This window comes from Lysinibacillus sp. GbtcB16 (assembly GCF_019091145.1).
In the GTDB taxonomy this organism is placed as follows: domain Bacteria; phylum Bacillota; class Bacilli; order Bacillales_A; family Planococcaceae; genus Lysinibacillus; species Lysinibacillus fusiformis.
Window position 1 is genome coordinate 1,252,248 of sequence record NZ_JAGXJV010000001.1, and the last position, 18,552, is coordinate 1,270,799.

18 protein-coding genes are annotated in these 18,552 nt (G+C 37.4%); 14 read left to right on the plus strand and 4 right to left on the minus strand.

What is annotated here, in order from left to right; translation table 11 throughout:
* Nucleotides 1-6 precede the first annotated feature (6 nt).
* Nucleotides 7-1,572, plus strand: a complete 1,566-nt coding sequence (locus tag KVT27_RS06055) for an amidohydrolase (RefSeq protein ID WP_217580935.1) — start codon at nt 7-9, stop codon at nt 1,570-1,572.
* A 27-nt stretch (nt 1,573-1,599) separates the two neighbouring features.
* On the opposite strand, the gene KVT27_RS06060 is transcribed toward KVT27_RS06055, so the two are convergent.
* Entirely contained in the window at nt 1,600-1,809 is a 210-nt protein-coding gene (locus tag KVT27_RS06060) for a hypothetical protein (RefSeq protein WP_036125234.1), read from the minus strand.
* Between the two features lie 221 nt (nt 1,810-2,030).
* Between KVT27_RS06060 and KVT27_RS06065 the strand changes: the two genes are divergently transcribed.
* The 8 genes from KVT27_RS06065 (at nt 2,031) to KVT27_RS06100 (ending at nt 9,946) form a co-directional block, all read left to right on the plus strand.
* Nucleotides 2,031-3,803, plus strand: a complete 1,773-nt coding sequence (locus KVT27_RS06065; protein WP_208704388.1) for a glycerophosphoryl diester phosphodiesterase membrane domain-containing protein — start codon at nt 2,031-2,033, stop codon at nt 3,801-3,803.
* Between the two features lie 118 nt (nt 3,804-3,921).
* The gene (locus KVT27_RS06070; RefSeq protein ID WP_217580936.1) at nt 3,922-4,872 is read left to right on the plus strand and encodes a stalk domain-containing protein; all 951 of its coding nucleotides are present in this window, start codon (nt 3,922-3,924) and stop codon (nt 4,870-4,872) included.
* 108 nt (nt 4,873-4,980) lie between these two features.
* A complete protein-coding gene (locus KVT27_RS06075; protein WP_217580937.1) occupies nt 4,981-5,514 on the plus strand; it encodes a cysteine hydrolase family protein in 534 nt (177 codons plus the stop codon).
* Nucleotides 5,504-6,049: a GNAT family N-acetyltransferase gene (locus KVT27_RS06080; protein ID WP_217580938.1), complete on the plus strand. Its 546-nt coding sequence runs from the start codon at nt 5,504-5,506 to the stop codon at nt 6,047-6,049. Before KVT27_RS06075 ends, KVT27_RS06080 begins: the two co-directional genes overlap by 11 nt.
* Nucleotides 6,050-6,071: 22 nt before the next feature.
* Entirely contained in the window at nt 6,072-6,953 is an 882-nt protein-coding gene (locus tag KVT27_RS06085) for a DMT family transporter (protein WP_036125240.1), read from the plus strand.
* A 632-nt stretch (nt 6,954-7,585) separates the two neighbouring features.
* Nucleotides 7,586-7,795, plus strand: coding sequence for a hypothetical protein (locus tag KVT27_RS06090; protein WP_036125242.1), 210 nt, complete (start codon nt 7,586-7,588; stop codon nt 7,793-7,795).
* A 90-nt stretch (nt 7,796-7,885) separates the two neighbouring features.
* Nucleotides 7,886-8,422 carry a GNAT family N-acetyltransferase gene (locus tag KVT27_RS06095; RefSeq protein WP_217580939.1) on the plus strand — a complete coding sequence of 179 codons (537 nt, stop codon included), beginning with the start codon at nt 7,886-7,888 and terminating at the stop codon, nt 8,420-8,422.
* Nucleotides 8,423-8,821: 399 nt separating this feature from the next.
* Nucleotides 8,822-9,946: a hypothetical protein gene (locus tag KVT27_RS06100; protein WP_161785545.1), complete on the plus strand. Its 1,125-nt coding sequence runs from the start codon at nt 8,822-8,824 to the stop codon at nt 9,944-9,946.
* Nucleotides 9,947-10,361: 415 nt separating this feature from the next.
* Here KVT27_RS06100 and fumC read toward each other — a convergent pair whose 3' ends face one another.
* A complete protein-coding gene (fumC, locus tag KVT27_RS06105; RefSeq protein ID WP_036146224.1) occupies nt 10,362-11,753 on the minus strand; it encodes a class II fumarate hydratase in 1,392 nt (463 codons plus the stop codon).
* A 274-nt stretch (nt 11,754-12,027) separates the two neighbouring features.
* The gene (locus KVT27_RS06110) at nt 12,028-12,243 is read right to left on the minus strand and encodes a hypothetical protein (protein WP_036125249.1); all 216 of its coding nucleotides are present in this window, start codon (nt 12,241-12,243) and stop codon (nt 12,028-12,030) included.
* Nucleotides 12,244-12,768: 525 nt separating this feature from the next.
* Here KVT27_RS06110 and KVT27_RS06115 point away from each other — a divergent pair.
* The 5 genes from KVT27_RS06115 (at nt 12,769) to KVT27_RS06135 (ending at nt 17,092) form a co-directional block, all read left to right on the plus strand.
* Entirely contained in the window at nt 12,769-13,497 is a 729-nt protein-coding gene (locus tag KVT27_RS06115) for an AAA family ATPase (protein WP_036146223.1), read from the plus strand.
* Nucleotides 13,494-14,717, plus strand: coding sequence for a GNAT family N-acetyltransferase (locus KVT27_RS06120; protein WP_036146221.1), 1,224 nt, complete (start codon nt 13,494-13,496; stop codon nt 14,715-14,717). The genes KVT27_RS06115 and KVT27_RS06120 overlap by 4 nt, the downstream gene beginning before the upstream one ends.
* Nucleotides 14,718-14,853: 136 nt before the next feature.
* Nucleotides 14,854-14,991 carry a hypothetical protein gene (locus tag KVT27_RS06125; protein WP_191967742.1) on the plus strand — a complete coding sequence of 46 codons (138 nt, stop codon included), beginning with the start codon at nt 14,854-14,856 and terminating at the stop codon, nt 14,989-14,991.
* 51 nt (nt 14,992-15,042) lie between these two features.
* Nucleotides 15,043-15,561: a GNAT family N-acetyltransferase gene (locus KVT27_RS06130; protein ID WP_036125257.1), complete on the plus strand. Its 519-nt coding sequence runs from the start codon at nt 15,043-15,045 to the stop codon at nt 15,559-15,561.
* Nucleotides 15,562-15,880: 319 nt separating this feature from the next.
* On the plus strand, nt 15,881-17,092 hold the full coding sequence (locus tag KVT27_RS06135) for an MFS transporter (RefSeq protein WP_036125260.1): 1,212 nt from the start codon (nt 15,881-15,883) through the stop codon (nt 17,090-17,092).
* Between the two features lie 73 nt (nt 17,093-17,165).
* Here the strand turns inward: KVT27_RS06135 and pdxR are convergent, their stop codons facing one another.
* Nucleotides 17,166-18,548, minus strand: coding sequence for a MocR-like pyridoxine biosynthesis transcription factor PdxR (gene pdxR, locus KVT27_RS06140; protein ID WP_150907840.1), 1,383 nt, complete (start codon nt 18,546-18,548; stop codon nt 17,166-17,168).
* Nucleotides 18,549-18,552 lie beyond the last annotated feature (4 nt).

The following is an 18,552-nucleotide window of genomic DNA, read 5'->3' on the forward strand; positions in this document are numbered from 1 at the left end:
ATTGTTTTGGCAACATTATGGACAGGTGGAAAGATTTACACGATGGCTCAGGTTGGTGAAACAGTAGAAGCAGTCCTTGAAGAAGATGGGGAAATTGTGGCGACAGGCTCAGTGGAGAGCTTGTCGCCATTAGCTACTTCTACTCGACATTTACAAGGCAATGTCATGTATCCAGGTTTTGTAGATAGTCATTTACATATTATTGGTTACGGGGAAAAATTAAAGCATATTGATGTATCAGCTATTATGAGTAAAGAGGCGTTACTAGAAAAGCTTCAAGAGCGTATGTCCAAGGCATCGCCCAAAGAATGGGTGATAGCGATTGGATTAAATGAAAACCAATTTGAAAAGCCCATTTTCCCAACTTTAGCAGAGCTGGATGCGCTTGGTGAAGCCTATTTAATCATAAAGCGTAGCTGTCACCATTTAATATTAGCTAATTCTAAGGCACTTGCTTTTGCAGGGATTACCAATGATACGCCTTCACCAGAGGGGGGAATCATTGAAAAAATGGATGGTCAGCTCACAGGCGTATTAAAGGATGCGGCGTTATATTTAGTGGTCAATCAGATGCCCCATATTACACCTGCGTATATAGAGGATGCTTTAGTGAAAGCGGTGGCCTCCTTACAAGCATATGGTTTAGTGGGAGGTCATTCGGAAGATTTAAGTTATTACGGACCGCCAAGTCAACCCATTCAAGCCTACCGTAAAATAGTGGAATCTCAGCAATCTTTCAAAGTTCATTTATTGCAGCATCATACCGTATTTGAAGAGGTAGAAAAGTTGGATACTACTTCCTCGCCTTTCTTGGAGTTCGGTGCCATGAAAATCTTTATAGATGGAGCCTTTGGCGGAAGTACGGCAGCACTACGTCAACCATACAATGATGATCCAGACAATACAGGAATGCTTATTCATACGACAGAGCAATTAACGAAGTATGTGCAGCTAGCTCGTCAATATGGACAAACTGTTGCCGTCCATGCAATCGGAGATTTAGCTATCGAACTGATTTTAGATGTTTTTGCGGCATATCCACCACAGGCTGATCAGCTTGATCGGGTGATCCATTGTAGCTTGGTCGATGAGGGCATATTAACTAAACTAGCTGAATTGCCTGTTGCTATCGATATGCAACCGCAATTTGTTCAGGGGGAGTATGACGCTGAGCTATTGAAGCTTGGAGAAGAGCGCGCTCTAGGCTTACATCCTTTAAAGTCACTTCTTGACCGTGGACTTGTGGTTGCTGGTGGTAGTGACGCGCCGATTGAAGTACCGAATCCATTAATCGGAATCTATGCTGCTGTCACAAGATGCAATGTGGGAGAAAAACATGATGGCTATAATCCTAAGGAGAAAGTTTCTCGTTTCGAAGCGGTCCATTTGTATACAGGAGGAGCGGCTGAAATCATTGGTCAGCAGCACAGTCGTGGTAAAATTGCAGAAGGCTATACAGCCGATTTTACGATTTTAAAAGAGGATATTTTCACTGTGGCTATAGAGCAACTACCTCATATTGAAGTGTTTTGTACTGTGGTAGATGGAAAGATTGTATATGAAAATCGCTGAAGGGAAACCTTGCAGCGATTTTTTTAGTTATTTCTTATTCGCAAAATTATTTACTTCGTGTTCTAAGCTTGTTACTCGTTTGGTTAAGTCCTCTACTTGCTGTTGCATGGTTGGTGGAGGAGGCACAGGAATCGTTGCTTTCATTTTTTTAATCATACGTATCATGCCGAAAAAGATAGCTAAAAACAGGCATAGAAGAACCGTTGTACTAAGCATATCGCCAATGTCGAATTTCATGTTTGCGCTCCTTTCGCTACGGGGTATCTAGTTATATACAGGATAGCTTCGAGAAAAGTTTCAAGAAAATGGAGAACGTCACGATAAATACACAAATCTTTTCTCTCCAAGCTGCATAGGATACTTGAACAAATTGCTATTTTATTGCTTTGAGTACTGTGCCGTGGCGGTCAAAACATACGTTAGAAGAGAGCGATTTTAACTGTAACAGGGGTGATTATGTGCACAAGGCAGGACAAGTAATGCGACAGGCTGTTTATAATATTTATATATATCGATTTGACTATGTACAGGTTTTCGCATTAATTAGAATCTTTCAGTTTTTATTAATGATCCCTGTAAGCTCTACGATGTTAAAGCTCATGCTCAGAGTAACAGGATATACACATATTACCGAGCAAAATTGGCAAAGCTTTGTGGCCCATCCCTTTGTCATTATGATGACTTGTCTATTAATCTTGTTGTTCTTATTATTTGTTTATTATGAAATGGGCTTCTTATTTTTAATGGCCTTTCATCAACAAAGAGGAATGCGCTATCGATTTTTTTCTATATGGCAGCAACTGAATCGTAAGGTTGTTTATTTTTTTAGTGTCCAAGTCCTATTTTTAATCGTCTATCTTGCTCTATTAATGCCACTCGCTTCTTTCATGCTACCACTCACCTTAACCCAATCCATCTCACTTCCACATTTTTTAACAGAAGAAATCATGAGTAGTCGAACAGGTAGGTTAGCCTATGCCGCAGTGGCAAGTATTTTAGTAATGATCGGTATTCGGAGTATTTTAACGTTACCTATTTTTACGATCCAGCCAAACATTTCTATTTTACGTTCTTTCAAGCAAAGCTGGCGATTTTCCAAAAGAGGTTTATTGGAGCTTTTAGCCTTATTGGTCATGCTTTTAACAGGGCATCTATTCGTCATGCTCAGTATAACGGTAATTGGCACGATTCCACTTTATTTAATGGAACGCTTGCTACCAAATGCCGCATTGGTGACAGCGGGGTTAACGCTCGCCTTTTTAGAAATGGTTTTTGTGGTGCTCTTTAGTTTATTACAGGCCATGTTTTCACAAGTCATGGTTGCCATTACTTACAATACACCGGTTATAGGGAAAATCAACAAATCGGGTAAGCATAGGAAACGACGTTATAAACCTTTACTGCTCATTTGCTTTGTTGTGTTTGTAGTATTAAGTATGATCAATATCAATTCTTTAGAGAAAAGTGTCTATGCACCCGATACAAAAATTATTGCTCATCGAGGCTATGTGGCTGGCAATGTTGAAAATACGATTAGCGGGCTAGTGAGCGCGGCTAATGCAGGTGCAGACCTCATTGAAATTGATATTCAGCAAACGGTGGATGGTGAATTTGTCGTATTCCATGACCGTACATTGCGGCGATTGGCAGGTAAAAACGGGGTCATTGCTAATATGACCTTAAGTGAATTAAAAACGTTAACGATTCATCAAAATGGCTATAGTGATAAAATTGCCTCTTTAGAGGATTGTATCGAAATTGCTAAAGCTTTAGATGTTGCGTTACTCATTGAGTTAAAGGTACACGGCAAGGAAACGGAAGATGTGTTACCCAAATTAGTGGAAAAGCTACGAAAATACAAGGTGCTAGATTCGTATTATGTGCAATCTGCAGATGGGCAGAAAATGACACAATTAAAAAAATTAGTGCCTAATCTAAGAGTGGGTATTGTCTACGCGCTTAATATCGGTCCGATGGAAGAAAGTGTGGATTTCATTGCCTTAGAGGAGTCATGGGTAACAGAGCAGCTGATTGAGGAGCTGAAGCAAAACCCGATGGATTTATTTGTATGGACGCTGAATGATGACCGTTCTTTACAAACGTTTATCGAGAAAAATGTGAGCGGAGTCATTACCGATCATCCTGATGTTGCTCGGGATTTAAGGACCAAGCAAAGTGAGCATCAATACTTCTTGCAACGCATCCTAAACCGATTGAAATTTATATTTTAACTAAGGAATGTGATACCTGTATAATGATTGTTTCAAAAAAATTTAGCCTTCGTGTAACCTTTTTCATATGAGGACGACTACTTCTATGAATTCGTGAAATGAAGGAGATGCTTTTTGTATGAAAATGACGAAGGTCGTACCATTTGCTATGACAGCATTATTAGTAGGGAGCGCAATGGGCGTTCCAACTGCATCAGCGAGCGAGGTTGAGGCTGTTGTGAATACTTCAGAAACTAACGAGCAACAAGCTCAGCCAGTTTTTGTTAAAGTAACTGGAAAAGTTGAAAATGTTGATGTCCGTGACAACGCAACCTACTATACGGTGGTAGAAGGCGAACAGACGAATATTGTGGTTGCCGATAAAGATTCATTAGTATTCGACAATATGGGGAAAGAAGTGAAGCTTCAAAAAGGGGATAAGGTGTCAGCTTACTCTTATGCGAAAAAGCCTATGCTTGCTATTTATCCGCCACAATATAACCCAGAAGTAATTATTGTAGAAAAAGATAATATGGGCAGTGTGGAAGTCGATTACTTCGATAAAAACTTAATCGATACGGACAATTATTTGAAATTAAATGTGGGGGAAGACACAAAAATTGAAAGTGTTTCTGGCAAAGAGCTAAAAGCTAGTGATTTAGAAGAGCAGCACTTAGTAGTGTTCTACACAATCGCAACAATGAGTATTCCTGCCCAAACACCACCTTCAAAGGTTATCGTGTTAGATAATATTGAGAAGGAAGAGCCAGTTGAAGTGGACCCAGTGCCAACGCCTGAACCAACACCAGATCATGGTGCCATTGAAGAGATTATTCAAAAAGATTTTTATGAAGTAGAAGGGACAAAAATGGTTCCTTTACGATTAATCGTAGAAAAGCTTGGCTTTGAAGTTGAAGTAACGCCTAAAGGTGCAATTATTTCTAAAGGTGCTGTTTCCTACACAATTACTCGTGGTCAAAAAGAATATGGCTATAATAAAGCGATTCGCCAATTTGACGTAGCACCTGCTTTATTAGAGAATGGTAAAACATATGTGTCGGTTGAATTTGTTGAAGAATTAATGAAATAAAGACGTTGAAGTATCTAGCAAATCGCTAGGTACTTCTTTTTTATATTTTCTTCCAATACAAAATTCAGTACAATAATGAAGAAAAAGTCGCAAATAAAGGAGAATCCTATGAAACAAGCTCTAATCATTATCGATATACAAGAGGCCTTCTTTTTAGACAGCCAACAAAATCTATGGAATGACGAAATGGTTATCAATACTATTAATTCGTTAATTGCATGGGCGCGCTACAATGAAGTACCTATTATTTTTATTCAGCATACGGATGCCGAGGATGTAGACTTCGCTTACGGTCAGCCTGGATGGGAGCTATATCATGGTCTTCAACGACAAACGGAGGATAAGGTGATTCAAAAACCAACATGGGACGCCTTTTATCAAACTGAGCTTGCCCAATACTTGCAGGAGCAACATATTGAGCAATTAATATTTGCTGGTGCACAAACGGAGTTTTGCCTTGATACAACGATTCGTAGTGCTTTCAGTCATGGCTATCATCACAATATTTTAGTGGAGGAGGCTCATAGTACATTATCTAATGATGTTCTCGCAGCGCCACAAATCATTCAGCACCATGAATGTATTTGGCGCAATCGATTTGTACGAATTCAGCCAGTTGCGGAGTTCCAGCATGCTGAATAATAGGAGAGACTATCAATATAAAGAATTGTCCTATACGGTCCGCTGTGCCGAACGGAATGATGCACAAGCCTTGTCAGATCTACGTTTACAATTAGATGGTGAAACGGAAAACTTTGACCGAGCACAAGGGGAGGGCTTCATTGATCGAGCAGGATTCGAGCAGCTCATTTCCAATGACCTAGCAAGCCCTAAAAATCTATGTTTAGTAGCAGTCGTTGATGATCAACTTGTAGGATACTCAAGGTGTGAAGGCTCTACATTGATAAGGCTTGCCCATAAGGTTATTTTTGGTGTGGGTGTCAGGAAGGATTTTTGGGGGTACGGCATTGGTAAAGCCCTGATGCAAGTATCGATCGACTGGGCAGATGCTAATGGTATTCAGAAAATGGCGCTGGAAGTGTTAGAATCCAATGACAAAGCCGTTCAGCTTTATCAAAAATGTGGCTTTGAAGTGGAAGGTATTTTGAAAAATGATAAGCGCCTTTCAGATGGACAATACTATCACACTATCTTGATGGGCAGATGGAAGGCATAGGGAAGTTAGAGGAATTTACAGTATGACGAATTTTATGTATATATTTTGTTTAATCGTTTGGGGTCTTAATTTTATTGCCGTAAAAATACAAGGGACCCCCGTTAGTTTAGAATTATCGTTAACCTATCGTTTAGTCATAACAGCTCTGTTATTTTTAATCCTTGCTTGGTTGATGAAACCACAGGGTAAACCACAAAAGCAGGATATCCCCTTTATCATTGTTTTTGGAGTGTGTAATTTTGCATTCAGTTATTTATGTTTGTATTACGCGACGATGCTAAGCTCAGCAGCGATGGTCACGTTAATTTTTTCATTAAAAGTGATATTAACGCCTATTGCTTTACGAATTTTTCTGAAAGAGCCGTTACATCGCCGTGTTCTTCTTGGGGGTATTTTAGGCATTATAGGAGTGGGTGTATTAATCTATCCAACTTTACATAGTTTTTCAGGATTCGCTGATTTCAAAGGGATTCTCATTGCGTTTTTAGGAACGCTACTGACAGCAATCGGTGATGCTAGTTCTGCCAGAAATGCGAAGCGCCAAATTGACCCGATTTATGCCAATGCGATTGGTTTTGCTGTAGGTAGTGTAGTCATGTGTGGAATTGTTTGGATGGAAGGACAAAAAATGATGATTCCGACATCCATTACATATCTATCGGCATTGCTGTATTTAACAGTTATTGCCTCGTTTCTTGCCTGGCTATTTTATTTAAAGCTAGTCGAAACGATTGGCGGAGCAAAAAGTGGCTATATGGTCGCATTATTTCCTGTTATTGGCGGCATTGCCTCTGTTCTGATTGGTGAATCTACAGTAAGCATTTACTTGATCGTGGGCTGTCTATCCAGTTGTATCGGAGCGGCGATTGCCTTAGGGTTTAAAATTAAGCCTATTTTACGATGAACGAAAACCCGTATCTTTTCATAAACTAGATAAGAACGTTTGAAAAGGGTGAGGGAGTTGGCATTCGTTCCGAGAAGCAGAGAAAAAGATCAGGATCATTGGGATATCGATCGTTGGGAAAATGATGGTGGTAGTAGTTTAGGGGGGAAAGGGAGGCAAATTTGTCTCCCTAAAAATAGTTGAAACCTTTTTCTACGCTGTTCGTATGAATTAGTAGGAACAGATTAGATTCGAAAAGGGAGAACTGAAATTTTTGAGCCATTGAACAAAACGATTACTGTTAATTATTTACTTGATTGTTATTGCGGATGCGTATTACACAACATTGTATATGGAACCCAAAACACCACCGCAACATCAAACGATCAAAGCAACGGCTATTACCGTGAACATATTACGGTAGCAAGCCAAATGAAAAGAAACGGACAAACCGTCGTTTAAAACCGATGAACATTCAGCCAATTCAAAAGAAAATGTTGAACGGAATGGTCATGTTCATCAATAGTTTAGACGTTGGTCCATCAATACTTATATTTTTACGATATCAACAGCTTCGTTGCTGACGCCCTGTCCACTGACAGGGTTTTTTTATGATTAGCATCAGTATGGCATGAACTAAGGGGGAGATGGGCATGACGAAAATTTATTTGATGACCATTACTAAAGGGAATGATGAGCAGGATTACGAGCAACAGATCAACGAAAAAATATTTGAGAGAAAGTCAGACCTAAAAGAGTATTTAAACAAAGAAGGCTATTTGAAGGAATCTACCTATCAATATGTGAAAATAGCGGAAGAATCAATATTTGTTGCTGAAATTCAAAAAATAAAACTTAAATAACCATAGTGTTTACTAAAAAATAAATCAAGCAATCTTCGCTCTTTTCATATAAAATATGGAAGATATAACATACTTGAAAGAGGTGGCCACATGTTTCCGACTTTAAATACGGATCGTTTAGTATTACGAGAGATTACAGAAATTGACGCGCAAGCTATTTTAAATTGCTTTTCTAACCCCGACGTCTTACGTCATTACGGTCAAAATCCATTAACGAGTTTAGACCAAGTAAAACAAATCATTCATCGTTTTTCAAAAAACTATGAGGAACAACAAGGCATTAAATGGGGGATAGAACTAAAGGGGCGAGAAGGTCTAATAGGTACTATTGGATTTCAAGAATGGTCAACAGAGCATAAGAAAGCTGAAATCAGTTATGCCCTTTTCCCTGACAGTTGGGGAAAAGGCTACGCACGAGAGGCACTGGATCAAGTAATTTCGTTTGGCTTTCAAGAGATGGGGTTATTGCGGATAGGAGCCATCGTTTTCACAGAAAATGATGCTTCTAACAAGCTATTAACAAAAGTAGGCTTCGAAAAAGAAGGCTTATTAAAGAAATATGTGCATCAAAATAATGTGCCTTATGATACATATATTTATTCTCTAATCAATATAGAAAAATCATAACCAACGTTCGTGACAAATAAAAGGATTGGGGACATACCCCAATCCTTTTACCTATTTAGCCCAAAACGATAGCTATAAATACTATTATAGTGTGTTCCCCCATTTCTTGAAGAACATAATCTGTATGAATCAATACGTTTTTTTCTTTCAATTTGTAATTTATTTTGTATTCATATATTTGAATCAGATTTGATTTCTTCCATGATTATCCAGTCAAAATTGAATTTTATGATTAATTAATAATAAAAATCTAGTTTTACACAGAAGGCTAGACCATTTTAATGGGAGGTATTTTCAAATTAATTAATTTACGAACAAATTCTTGAAAAGGTAGTAAGAACCATTTTTGGCTGGTATAATGTACATGTTCAAAAATTTTCAAATGGGAGATATGGTATGATGAAAAGAATAATATTCGGGATATCAGTAGCGTTGTTTCTAACAGCGTGTGGAAGTAAAGAAGACATAAGTAACATTTCGGAGAAAGAGATTGAGAAAATTGTAGATGAAGTAGAAGTAAATAAACCAATGGAAGAGGAATCTCAAAGTTCAAATCAAGGTGAATTAGTGATAGATTCCAAGACTGAACAGCTTGGTTCAGATACATTGTCAGATATTGCCTTGCATTCAGACTACACACATATAGCAGTCAAAGATGACCTTACATATATATTAACTTTTTATCCTTATAAAGAACCTAGCATAGAATCTAAAGCATTGTACGTTTCTATTTTAAAGGATGATAAATTTATAGTTAAAGAAAAACTCATTAATCTTGCTTCGATTATTGGTGATGAATATCGTATTAGAGATGAAGGATTTGGATTTAACGAAAATTCGCTACTTCTTATAGCAGAAGATGATTTTATGAATAGAGATGCAAATCAAAAGCTATTAAGCATCATAGTAGATGAAAAGGGTGAAATTGAATCAAAAATAATAAGTGAAAGTAAAATAACTAATGTAAAAATAATTCCAGGATTAGATAATGGATTTTACTTTTTAGATTGCAAATCATCATCATGTTCTATTATTGATGGAGAAGGAAAGGTACCATTCACATTTGAAGTAACAAACGCTATGCCTGAGTTCGAGGTTGTTTTCCTTGATGAAGAAGCATCAAGATTGTACATTGAAACGTGGGGATATATTAGTTCAAAGAGAAATGAAGAAGCACTTGCTGTTGATCTAGTTGCAAATGATATGATTTGGGAAGAAAGTGGGGCAATGAAACCTTACTATTTTGAAAAAGGCACGAATACAAAGTATGCACGTGCCAAAGATGGGTTTTATACTGTTTATTTGAATGTATATGGTAAGTCCGGATACGAATTAGAAGTTAAATATTATATAGTTAAAAATGATGAAATTACGCTGGAAGCAGAAACAATTATTCCTTTAAGTTTAGAATTGATATCTTATGGTAATTTTTACATTTCAACAAACAATGATATCCTAAACATCTATACAGGAGTTTTGTATAAAGGGCGGCCAACCGTACAAAAATATGTAATGAAAGATTAGTATTTACTCGATGATAAACTATCGTTTGTACTAATGATTTACTTCATCACAAAAATATTATAAGTAACTATTCATAATAATTTATCACTTATGAACTGAAACCTGGATAGGAGATACTTTGTCGCTCCAGTTTTCAGTTCATTTTCATATTGTACACCTATACTTTGTACAACTAATTTGTTGTGTTAGTATAAAAAAAGAAAGATTGAAGCAATTTGCTCCAATCTTTCTTACTTACATATTTCTGTACACACGCTCGCCTTATTTTTATTAGCCCCAATCTAGCCCACTTGAACCCAGAAACAAGCTTTAATATACATAAACTTGCTAGGTGAGCAGGGGAACTCATTAACAAAAACGATGACGATGATATATCAATATTTTAAAGGCATTGAGTAGTCAACGTGCATTGCTTTTATTTTACATTCGGATAAATCATCGTAGCTGGATCTACATATTCATCAAATTGTTCTTCTGTAAGCAGACCACTTGCGATAGCTGCTGCTTTTAATGTAGTACCTTCTTTATGAGCTTTTTTCGCAATTTTTGCTGCGTTTTCATAGCCGATATATGGATTTAATGCTGTTACAAGCATTAATGAGTTTTGTAAGTTATGATCAAGCACTTCTTTATTTGGCTCAATGCCAATTGCACAATGGTCATTAAATGATTTCATTGTATCTGCTAATAGGCGAGTTGATTGTAAGAAGTTATAAATGATTACGGGCTTAAAGACGTTTAGTTCAAAATTCCCTTGAGATGCTGCGAAAGCAATCGTTGCGTCATTACCTACTACTTGAGTAACTACCATTGTCATCGCTTCACTTTGGGTAGGGTTTACTTTACCAGGCATAATAGAAGAACCTGGTTCATTTTCTGGAATCGTGATTTCACCAATCCCTGAGCGTGGCCCACTTGCAAGCCAACGAACGTCATTCGCAATTTTCATTAAATCAGCCGCTAAAGCTTTAAGAGCACCATGCGCAACAACGGCTTCATCATGGCTTGTTAAGGCATGGAATTTATTCGCTGCAGAGGTGAATGGTTTACCTGTTAGCTCACTAATTTCCGCTGCAACACGATCCCCAAATTCTGGATGAGCATTGATGCCAGTACCAACCGCTGTTCCACCAATTGCAAGCTCTTTCATATAGTCGATATTTTGAAGAATCATGTGCTCCGATTTTGCCAGCATAGCTGCCCAGCCGCTAATTTCCTGACCTAATGTAAGAGGTGTTGCATCCTGTAAATGCGTACGGCCAATTTTAATAATATCTTTAAATTGAGCTGCTTTGTCTTCCAAAGTAGATTTTAATAAACGAAGTCGTGGTAATAAGTAATCTTCCACTTTTAAAACTGCGGCAATATGCAATGCAGTAGGGAATGTATCATTCGAGCTTTGTGATTTATTAACATCATCATTTGGATGAATGCGGTCTGCCTCGCCAGCGTCTTGTAATAGTTGGTTCGCACGGTGTGCAATGACCTCATTAACATTCATGTTTGATTGTGTACCACTACCAGTTTGCCAAACAACTAATGGGAATTGATCGTCCCATTGTCCATTTAAAACTTCATCTGCAGCCTGTACGATTGCATTCGCTTTAATAGCTGAAAGTTTGCCTAGTTTGTTGTTAGCGATTGCTGCACTTTTCTTTAAAATAGCCATGGCCTGCACAAGCTCAATTGGCATATGTTCCGTACCAATTTGGAAATTTTCTTTACTGCGCTGTGTTTGCGCACCCCAAATTTTATCAGCAGGTACTTTAATTTCACCCATAGTGTCTTTTTCAATACGATAATCCATGTCAAACAGCTCCTTTAGTATGTAAAAATCCTCCATATATACAGATAAAAACGGATACTCTTAGTCTGATGTAAGAATATCCGTTTGATACATGCTTATTCAAAAAAGAGGGGGATTCTGAAATAAGCAATTTGGAGAAAAGAAATAATCTATTGATAATGATAATTGTTATCAATTAAAATGTCAACAAATTTGTTTGAAGAAATAATAGGCTGAGAATAATTCGCAATAGTAGTATGGATATTCCCGAATTTGTTGGAAATAAACGTATGGATTATCTCTTTTTCTTTCCTAAATCTTTAAGAGGTTGTTTTTTAGGAATTTTTTCAAAAATAATCTTCACATGATATTGGTTGACGTCAATTTGAAGTACTTCAGTTACTTTGGCTTTACGCCCTTTAATTCGAATATCCTCTTCGATGGCAGGGAGCTTGACGAGCAATTGGCTTAAGACGGACGTTTTATTTTCATAATAATGAGTAACAAACATCGTTCTTCTCCTTCTAACATTTGATTGTTACTCAATTTATGAGGGGAGCCTAGTATCTAGAACTTTTATGGATGGAAATAGGTGTACGGAGAAAAATTGTTACTCAAACAGCATGTAAGGGACCTTGCCTGTAAGAATGCTAATTATTTAGGGAATAATCATAGAACTCCGTTGAATATTGCTGGGAAATTACACTCTTCATAATTGGAAAATATCATTCATAGGAAAAACTTGCTGCCACTTAATTTTATGAAAATCAAAAATATGACATAATTTTACGAAATGAAATTGCGATTTTCGACATGTTTTTTATTTATTTCTCGGGAAATACCTCTTACATAATGGCGGTGTTGAGTGGGACTGAGAACGCTCAATTTTTCACTATTTCAGCTGTGAACTTTCATTGAAAAAATAGTGACTATATGATTTGTTTGACTATTCTTGATTCTTTTTCATAAAAGAGGTAGTGTGATGACGTTTCAGCAGAGGCATTGTTCGTTATAATAAAAGAAAGGAGGAAATAAAATGTATTTAAAATCATGTAAGATGCTACAGGATACGATTCCCAATAATCAAATGTATCCTTTTAATATCCCAAGCTTGCAGGATTTGCAGGAGTTGGAGTTTCCGACAAATGTGACATTCTTCGTAGGGGAAAATGGTTCGGGAAAATCAACATTACTGGAAGCCATTGCAGATCGGTGCGATTTTAATACGGCAGGTGGTGGCCGCCAAAATCTGTATGAAGTACATAAGGCAGAATCTTCACTGGGTGAATATATCCGTCTGTCGTGGATGCCGAAAATTTCAAATGGTTTTTTTCTTCGATCCGAAACATTTTATCAATTTGCCAGTCATATTGATTTGATAGAAGATCCAAGGAGATATAATGCTTTTGGTGGAAAATCTCTACATCACCAATCCCACGGGGAGTCTTTTCTTGCTTTATTTATGAATCGCTTTAAAGGTAGAGCCATTTATTTATTGGATGAGCCTGAGGCAGCATTGTCTCCAACAAGGCAGTTAAGCTTGTTAAAAATTATGAAGGACCTTGAGCATGAGGCACAATTTATTATTGCTACACATTCGCCTATTTTACTCGGTTATCCAAATGCAACGATTTATAGCTTTGACAATGGAGAAATTGAAACGATCCGCTATAAGGATTCCATTCATTACATTGTCACCAAGCGGTTTTTAGATGCACCACAAACTATTTTAAGTGAGTTATTTGATGAGGAGAGGGAATCATGAATCAACGAAAAGGCTTAGTCATGCGAGAAATTCGATTGGATGAAATGGCACAATCCATTGATTTATTGAATTATGTCTTTCAAATGTCGATGTCTATTCATAAGGACCGTCGTTTTGTGAATGCAAAAAGTAGACAATTTAATGAGGGACATGCTATCGGATGGTTTGATGGCTCACATTTAGTATCGCAAATATTAAGTTTGCCTTTTGAGGTCAATGTCCATGGGAAGATTTATGAAATGGGGGGGATTACTGCAGTTGGCACCTACCCAGAGTATTCGGGCCATGGCTTGATGGAGAGCTTGATTATTGAAAGCCTACAAAGTATGCGCAACGAGGGACAATGCATATCCTATTTATTCCCATATTCGATTCCTTATTACCGAAAAAAGGGATGGGAAATTATGAGTGATATCGTAGAATTTCAGGTGAAGGATACACAGCTTCCGCATTATTCCGGACTCAATGGAAAAATTCGTCGTGTCGATCCGAAACATCAGGATGTTGTCGATATCTACGCCCGATATGCCGAAAAAACACATGGTGTAATGGTGCGAAATAGTATTGCCTGGAATGAGAAATTCCAGGAGGATTTCTGGGAAGAGAAATTTATTGACAGTGATGTTAACCTTCAGGCTGCCGTCTACTACGATGAAGGAGATGTGGCGCAGGGCTACATGTTTTATCGTATTATGGAGGAAAATTATTATATTGATGAAATCGTCTATTTACAGGAGGAAGCACGTAAAGGGTTATGGAATTTTGTCTCTGCCCATAGTTCCATGATTTATAATGTCTATGGGAAAACGACAGGTAATGAAGCAGTAGCGTTTCTATTAGAGGATAGTGAGATTATTCAAAAGGTCTCTCCTTATTTTATGGCGAGAATTGTTGATGTGAAAGAGTTTTTATTACGCTATCCATTTGTCAGTCAAAACTTTGAGCTTCAGCTAGCCGTAACGGATCGGATTGTCGCTTGGAATAATGGTACATTCATCATCAAAATGGTAGATGGTAAGCTGTCTGTCCATAAGGTGAGCGAGACATTAAATGATAATGCTGTCCATTTAACGGTGCAAACCTTGGCCACTATGCTGCTAGGCTATAAACGCCCAAGGTATTTAGAGAAAATTGAACGGTTACAGGGACGTGCGGAGGAAATTGCCTTACTAGAGGACCTATTACCCGTTGGCATACCGACATTCATTGATTATTTCTAAACAGGTGGAAACGGTTATGGAGCTGAACTAATTTTTACATTAGTTCAGCTTTTAATTATCATCAGGCACTGCACATTTAAACAAGGATGTAACTTTATATACATAGACAAACATGGATATAGAAGGGGGAATAGAAATGGATTTATTTGTCGGAATAGCTATTGTACTCATTGTGTTTTTCTCTTCAAGTATAATGGAAAAAAGATTGAAATCTATTGAAAAACAAAACAATCGTGTCATCGAAATACTGGAAGAAATAAGAGATAAAAAATAAAGGGATTTTTCAAGGAAAGAGTAGAACCTATTGGAATGGAGCTTATATAACATGGATATATATATTGAAAGATTACAAGTGACAGATGCCGAAGGATTGTATAAATTTGAACTTGAAAACAGAGCATTTTTCGAAGAGACGGTGCCTACTCGTGGAGATGAATACTATAACCCTGAGATTTTTAAAAAAAGACACGAAGCTTTACTTGAAGAACAAGCTCAAGGAAGGTCATATTTTTATTTAATTAAAGATCAAGATAGTTCTATTCTAGGAAGAATAAACTTAGTAGATATTGATAGATTTTTTAAGATCGGTCATCTCGGTTATAGGGTGGGTCAAGAACATGCTGGAAAAGGAATTGCTAATAAAGCATTGGAAATATTAATCGAAACAATAACTGATGAAGACATAAAACAGATTAAAGCGGAAACAACAACAAATAACATAGCTTCTCAAAGAGTTTTAGAGAAAAATGGTTTTGAGAAAATAACGACTAGTAGTGAAAAATTCGAAATGAACGGTCAGAAATTAAGTTTCGTTTATTATGCTTTGACTATCTCGCCTTGTTAAACTAACTGTGTGCCTTATTAAAGATGAAAGAGCTGTTTAGACAGCTCTTTTTTATATATTGAACAATGAAGCGGCTTAGCTTAAGAACGATTAGTTATGGAATAAACTTAGGATATGGTAATAAATTACTGTAGATGTGTAATGTTAAAACAAACAATGCTATAATTCAATTAAATTTGTATGGATGATAAAAAACTTGTGATAAATCGATATCCCCCAGATTTATCCGCTAGATGAAAGGAGTCAAAGTTTCATGAATAGTCCAATCTAATATTCCCCGTTTAAGCCAAAATTCGAATGTAATATCGGGGGATATAAAATGAAATTGAATAGAAATTTTTCTTTATTACTATTAGGTCAATCACTCGCTAATATAGGCGATGTATTATATATAGTCAGTGTTATAAGTACGATTTTCTTGTTGACGGATTCTGCAATTGCAGCATCGTTTGTACCATTTACGATTGCTTCCTCTATGTTCATATCCAGTATGCTGACACCTCTTTTAGTGGAGAAGCTAAATCTTAAATGGTTACTTGCTGGGTCACAAATCGCAAAAACCATGTTACTCTTTATTCTAGGATTTCTGGTAATGGGATTATCAGCAGCTAATTATTATTTTATCTTTTTAATCATAGGGTTAATTGCTTTTTTTGATGGATGTGCAAATCCAATAAGACAGACATTGACTCCACACTACGTTAAACCTGAACAGCTACTTCAAGCTAATGGGATTTCCGAAACTATTACGCAGGTCATTCAAGCAGGTATGTGGTTCGTAGGAAGTTCATTATTACTGATTATGAGCTCTCAACAACTGATTTGGTTAGTTGGATGTTTATTTGTATGGGCAAGCCTATTACTTAGCCTTTTAGAAAATGTAAACAGTCATGAATCGACGGAGACAAAAGGGAAACTAGAAAAGATGAAAGAGGGTTGGCAAACTTTATCAAATACGCCAGTTTTAAAAAGGATTGCTTGGATAGAATTTTTAGATACCATTGCTGCAACAGTTTGGATAGCCGCTATTTTATATGTGTTTGTCAACGACGCTTTGAACGTTGATGAAAAGTGGTGGGGATTTATAAATGGAGCCAACTTTTTAGGTCTGATTTTAGGAAGTGCTTATTGTATAAAATTTTCTTCTGTTGTAGAAAAGAAAATAGGCACCTATATTTTTGTCGGCTCCTTTGCAAGTTTCATATTGACAATAGTATTTAGCATAAACAGCATTCCGATGATTTCCTTACTTTTATCATTTTGTGTAGGGCTTTTTGGACAAATTAAACAAATACCTCAACAAACAGTGATACAAACCAGTGTATCAAAAGAACAGTTGTCAACTGTTTATACCTCATTAGGTGCTATCGGAACTGGAATTTTCGGCATTGGCTCTCTTGTAATGGGGATAATAGCAGATTTAGTAGGAGTTAGAATGGTTTTCGTGATTTCGGGGCTCTTACTGGCGATAGTCAGTGTAATCGCACACAAAAATAAGCAATTGTTTGTTAGAAATGTTTTGAAACCATAAAATTCAAGAAGAAAAAGGACCATCAAAATGGATGGTCCTTTTTATTGAACGCAATGTACGAACGAGGTGCTATTTATAAGGACCATGCTTTTTTAAGCAGTTGGACACCTAATTTAATTTCTTCCATTGTTAATTTACTAAAGCCTAGCTGTAGCATCGGTTCTATACTGGCTTGATGGAGAAAAAACGGGCTGGTTGGATAAACTTTTACCCCATGGGACTCGGCTTGTTGGATTAGCTGTTGTTCCGAGAGGGATGACTTTATTTTCACCAAAATATAGAGTCCTGATTGTTCACCTAAAACCGTGATTTGCTCCCCAAATTGTTGTTGTAGCTCCTGCACAAGGCAATGCATTTTTTGTTTATAGGTTAGGCGCATTCTTTTAATATGGCGGGTCCATTCGCCTTGGGCCATAAAGTGGGCCATTGTGCGTTGATGTAGAGTGGATGCATTTTGTTCAAAATGAGCAAATTTTTCTTTATAAGGCTGCATAAGGGCAGTTGGTAACACCATATAGCTTATTCGTATGCCTGGTAAAAAGGATTTCGAAAATGTGCCTAAATAAATGACCCGAGAGGGATCGATAGAGGCAAGGGCAGGGAATGGCTGTTGTGTATAACGAAATTCACCATCATAATCATCCTCAAGGATATAGCCATTCACTTTTTGAGCCCATTGTATAAGTGCTTGCCGCTGTTGAATGTTCATGGAGGCACCGTATGGAAAATGGTGTGATGGGGTGACATACAATAGCCGTGAGCGACAAGTTGTTAAAATATCAAGCTGTGCACCTGCTTCGAAAACAGGTAAGGCCTCAATGTCAAAGTTATGTAATTGAAATGCCTCTCGAGCCCCATCATAGCCTGGGTCCTCCAGCAATACGCTAGGGAAATTTCCCTTCAATAAAAACCCAAGATACAGAAGCATTTGCTGTGTACTACTTCCAATTATGATATTTTCATTATTGGTATATAGCCCTCTTGCCTGTAGTAAATATTGGGCAAGCTGCTCTTTTAGCATAGGTTCTCCAAACAGTTCACCATATTGATAGCAAGTGGAATCCTGTAAAACCTGATTGGCGATTTGACGCCACGTCTTGATGGGAAAGTGTTGTTGATCGACAGCCCCTGCTTTGAAGTTCACAAGGAATGCAGAAGTATCCTTTAGTGGCTTCGATCGAATGGGCTGTGGCTGCTCTTGTAAGAAAACTTGCTCCAACGCATTTACAAAATACCCTTTCCTACCTTCACCACGAATATACCCCTCAGCCACAAGCTGATCATAGGCCGTTAAGGTCGTATTGCGGCTCACCTGTAATGTTTCTGCTAGCTTCCGAATAGAAGGCAGGGAATCATTTTTTTTCAATGTACCCTCCATAATGAGAGTCTTCATTTGCTGATAGATTTGTTTATATTTGGCCTCTTTGTCGGTTAATAAAAAGATGAAATCGTCCATCATG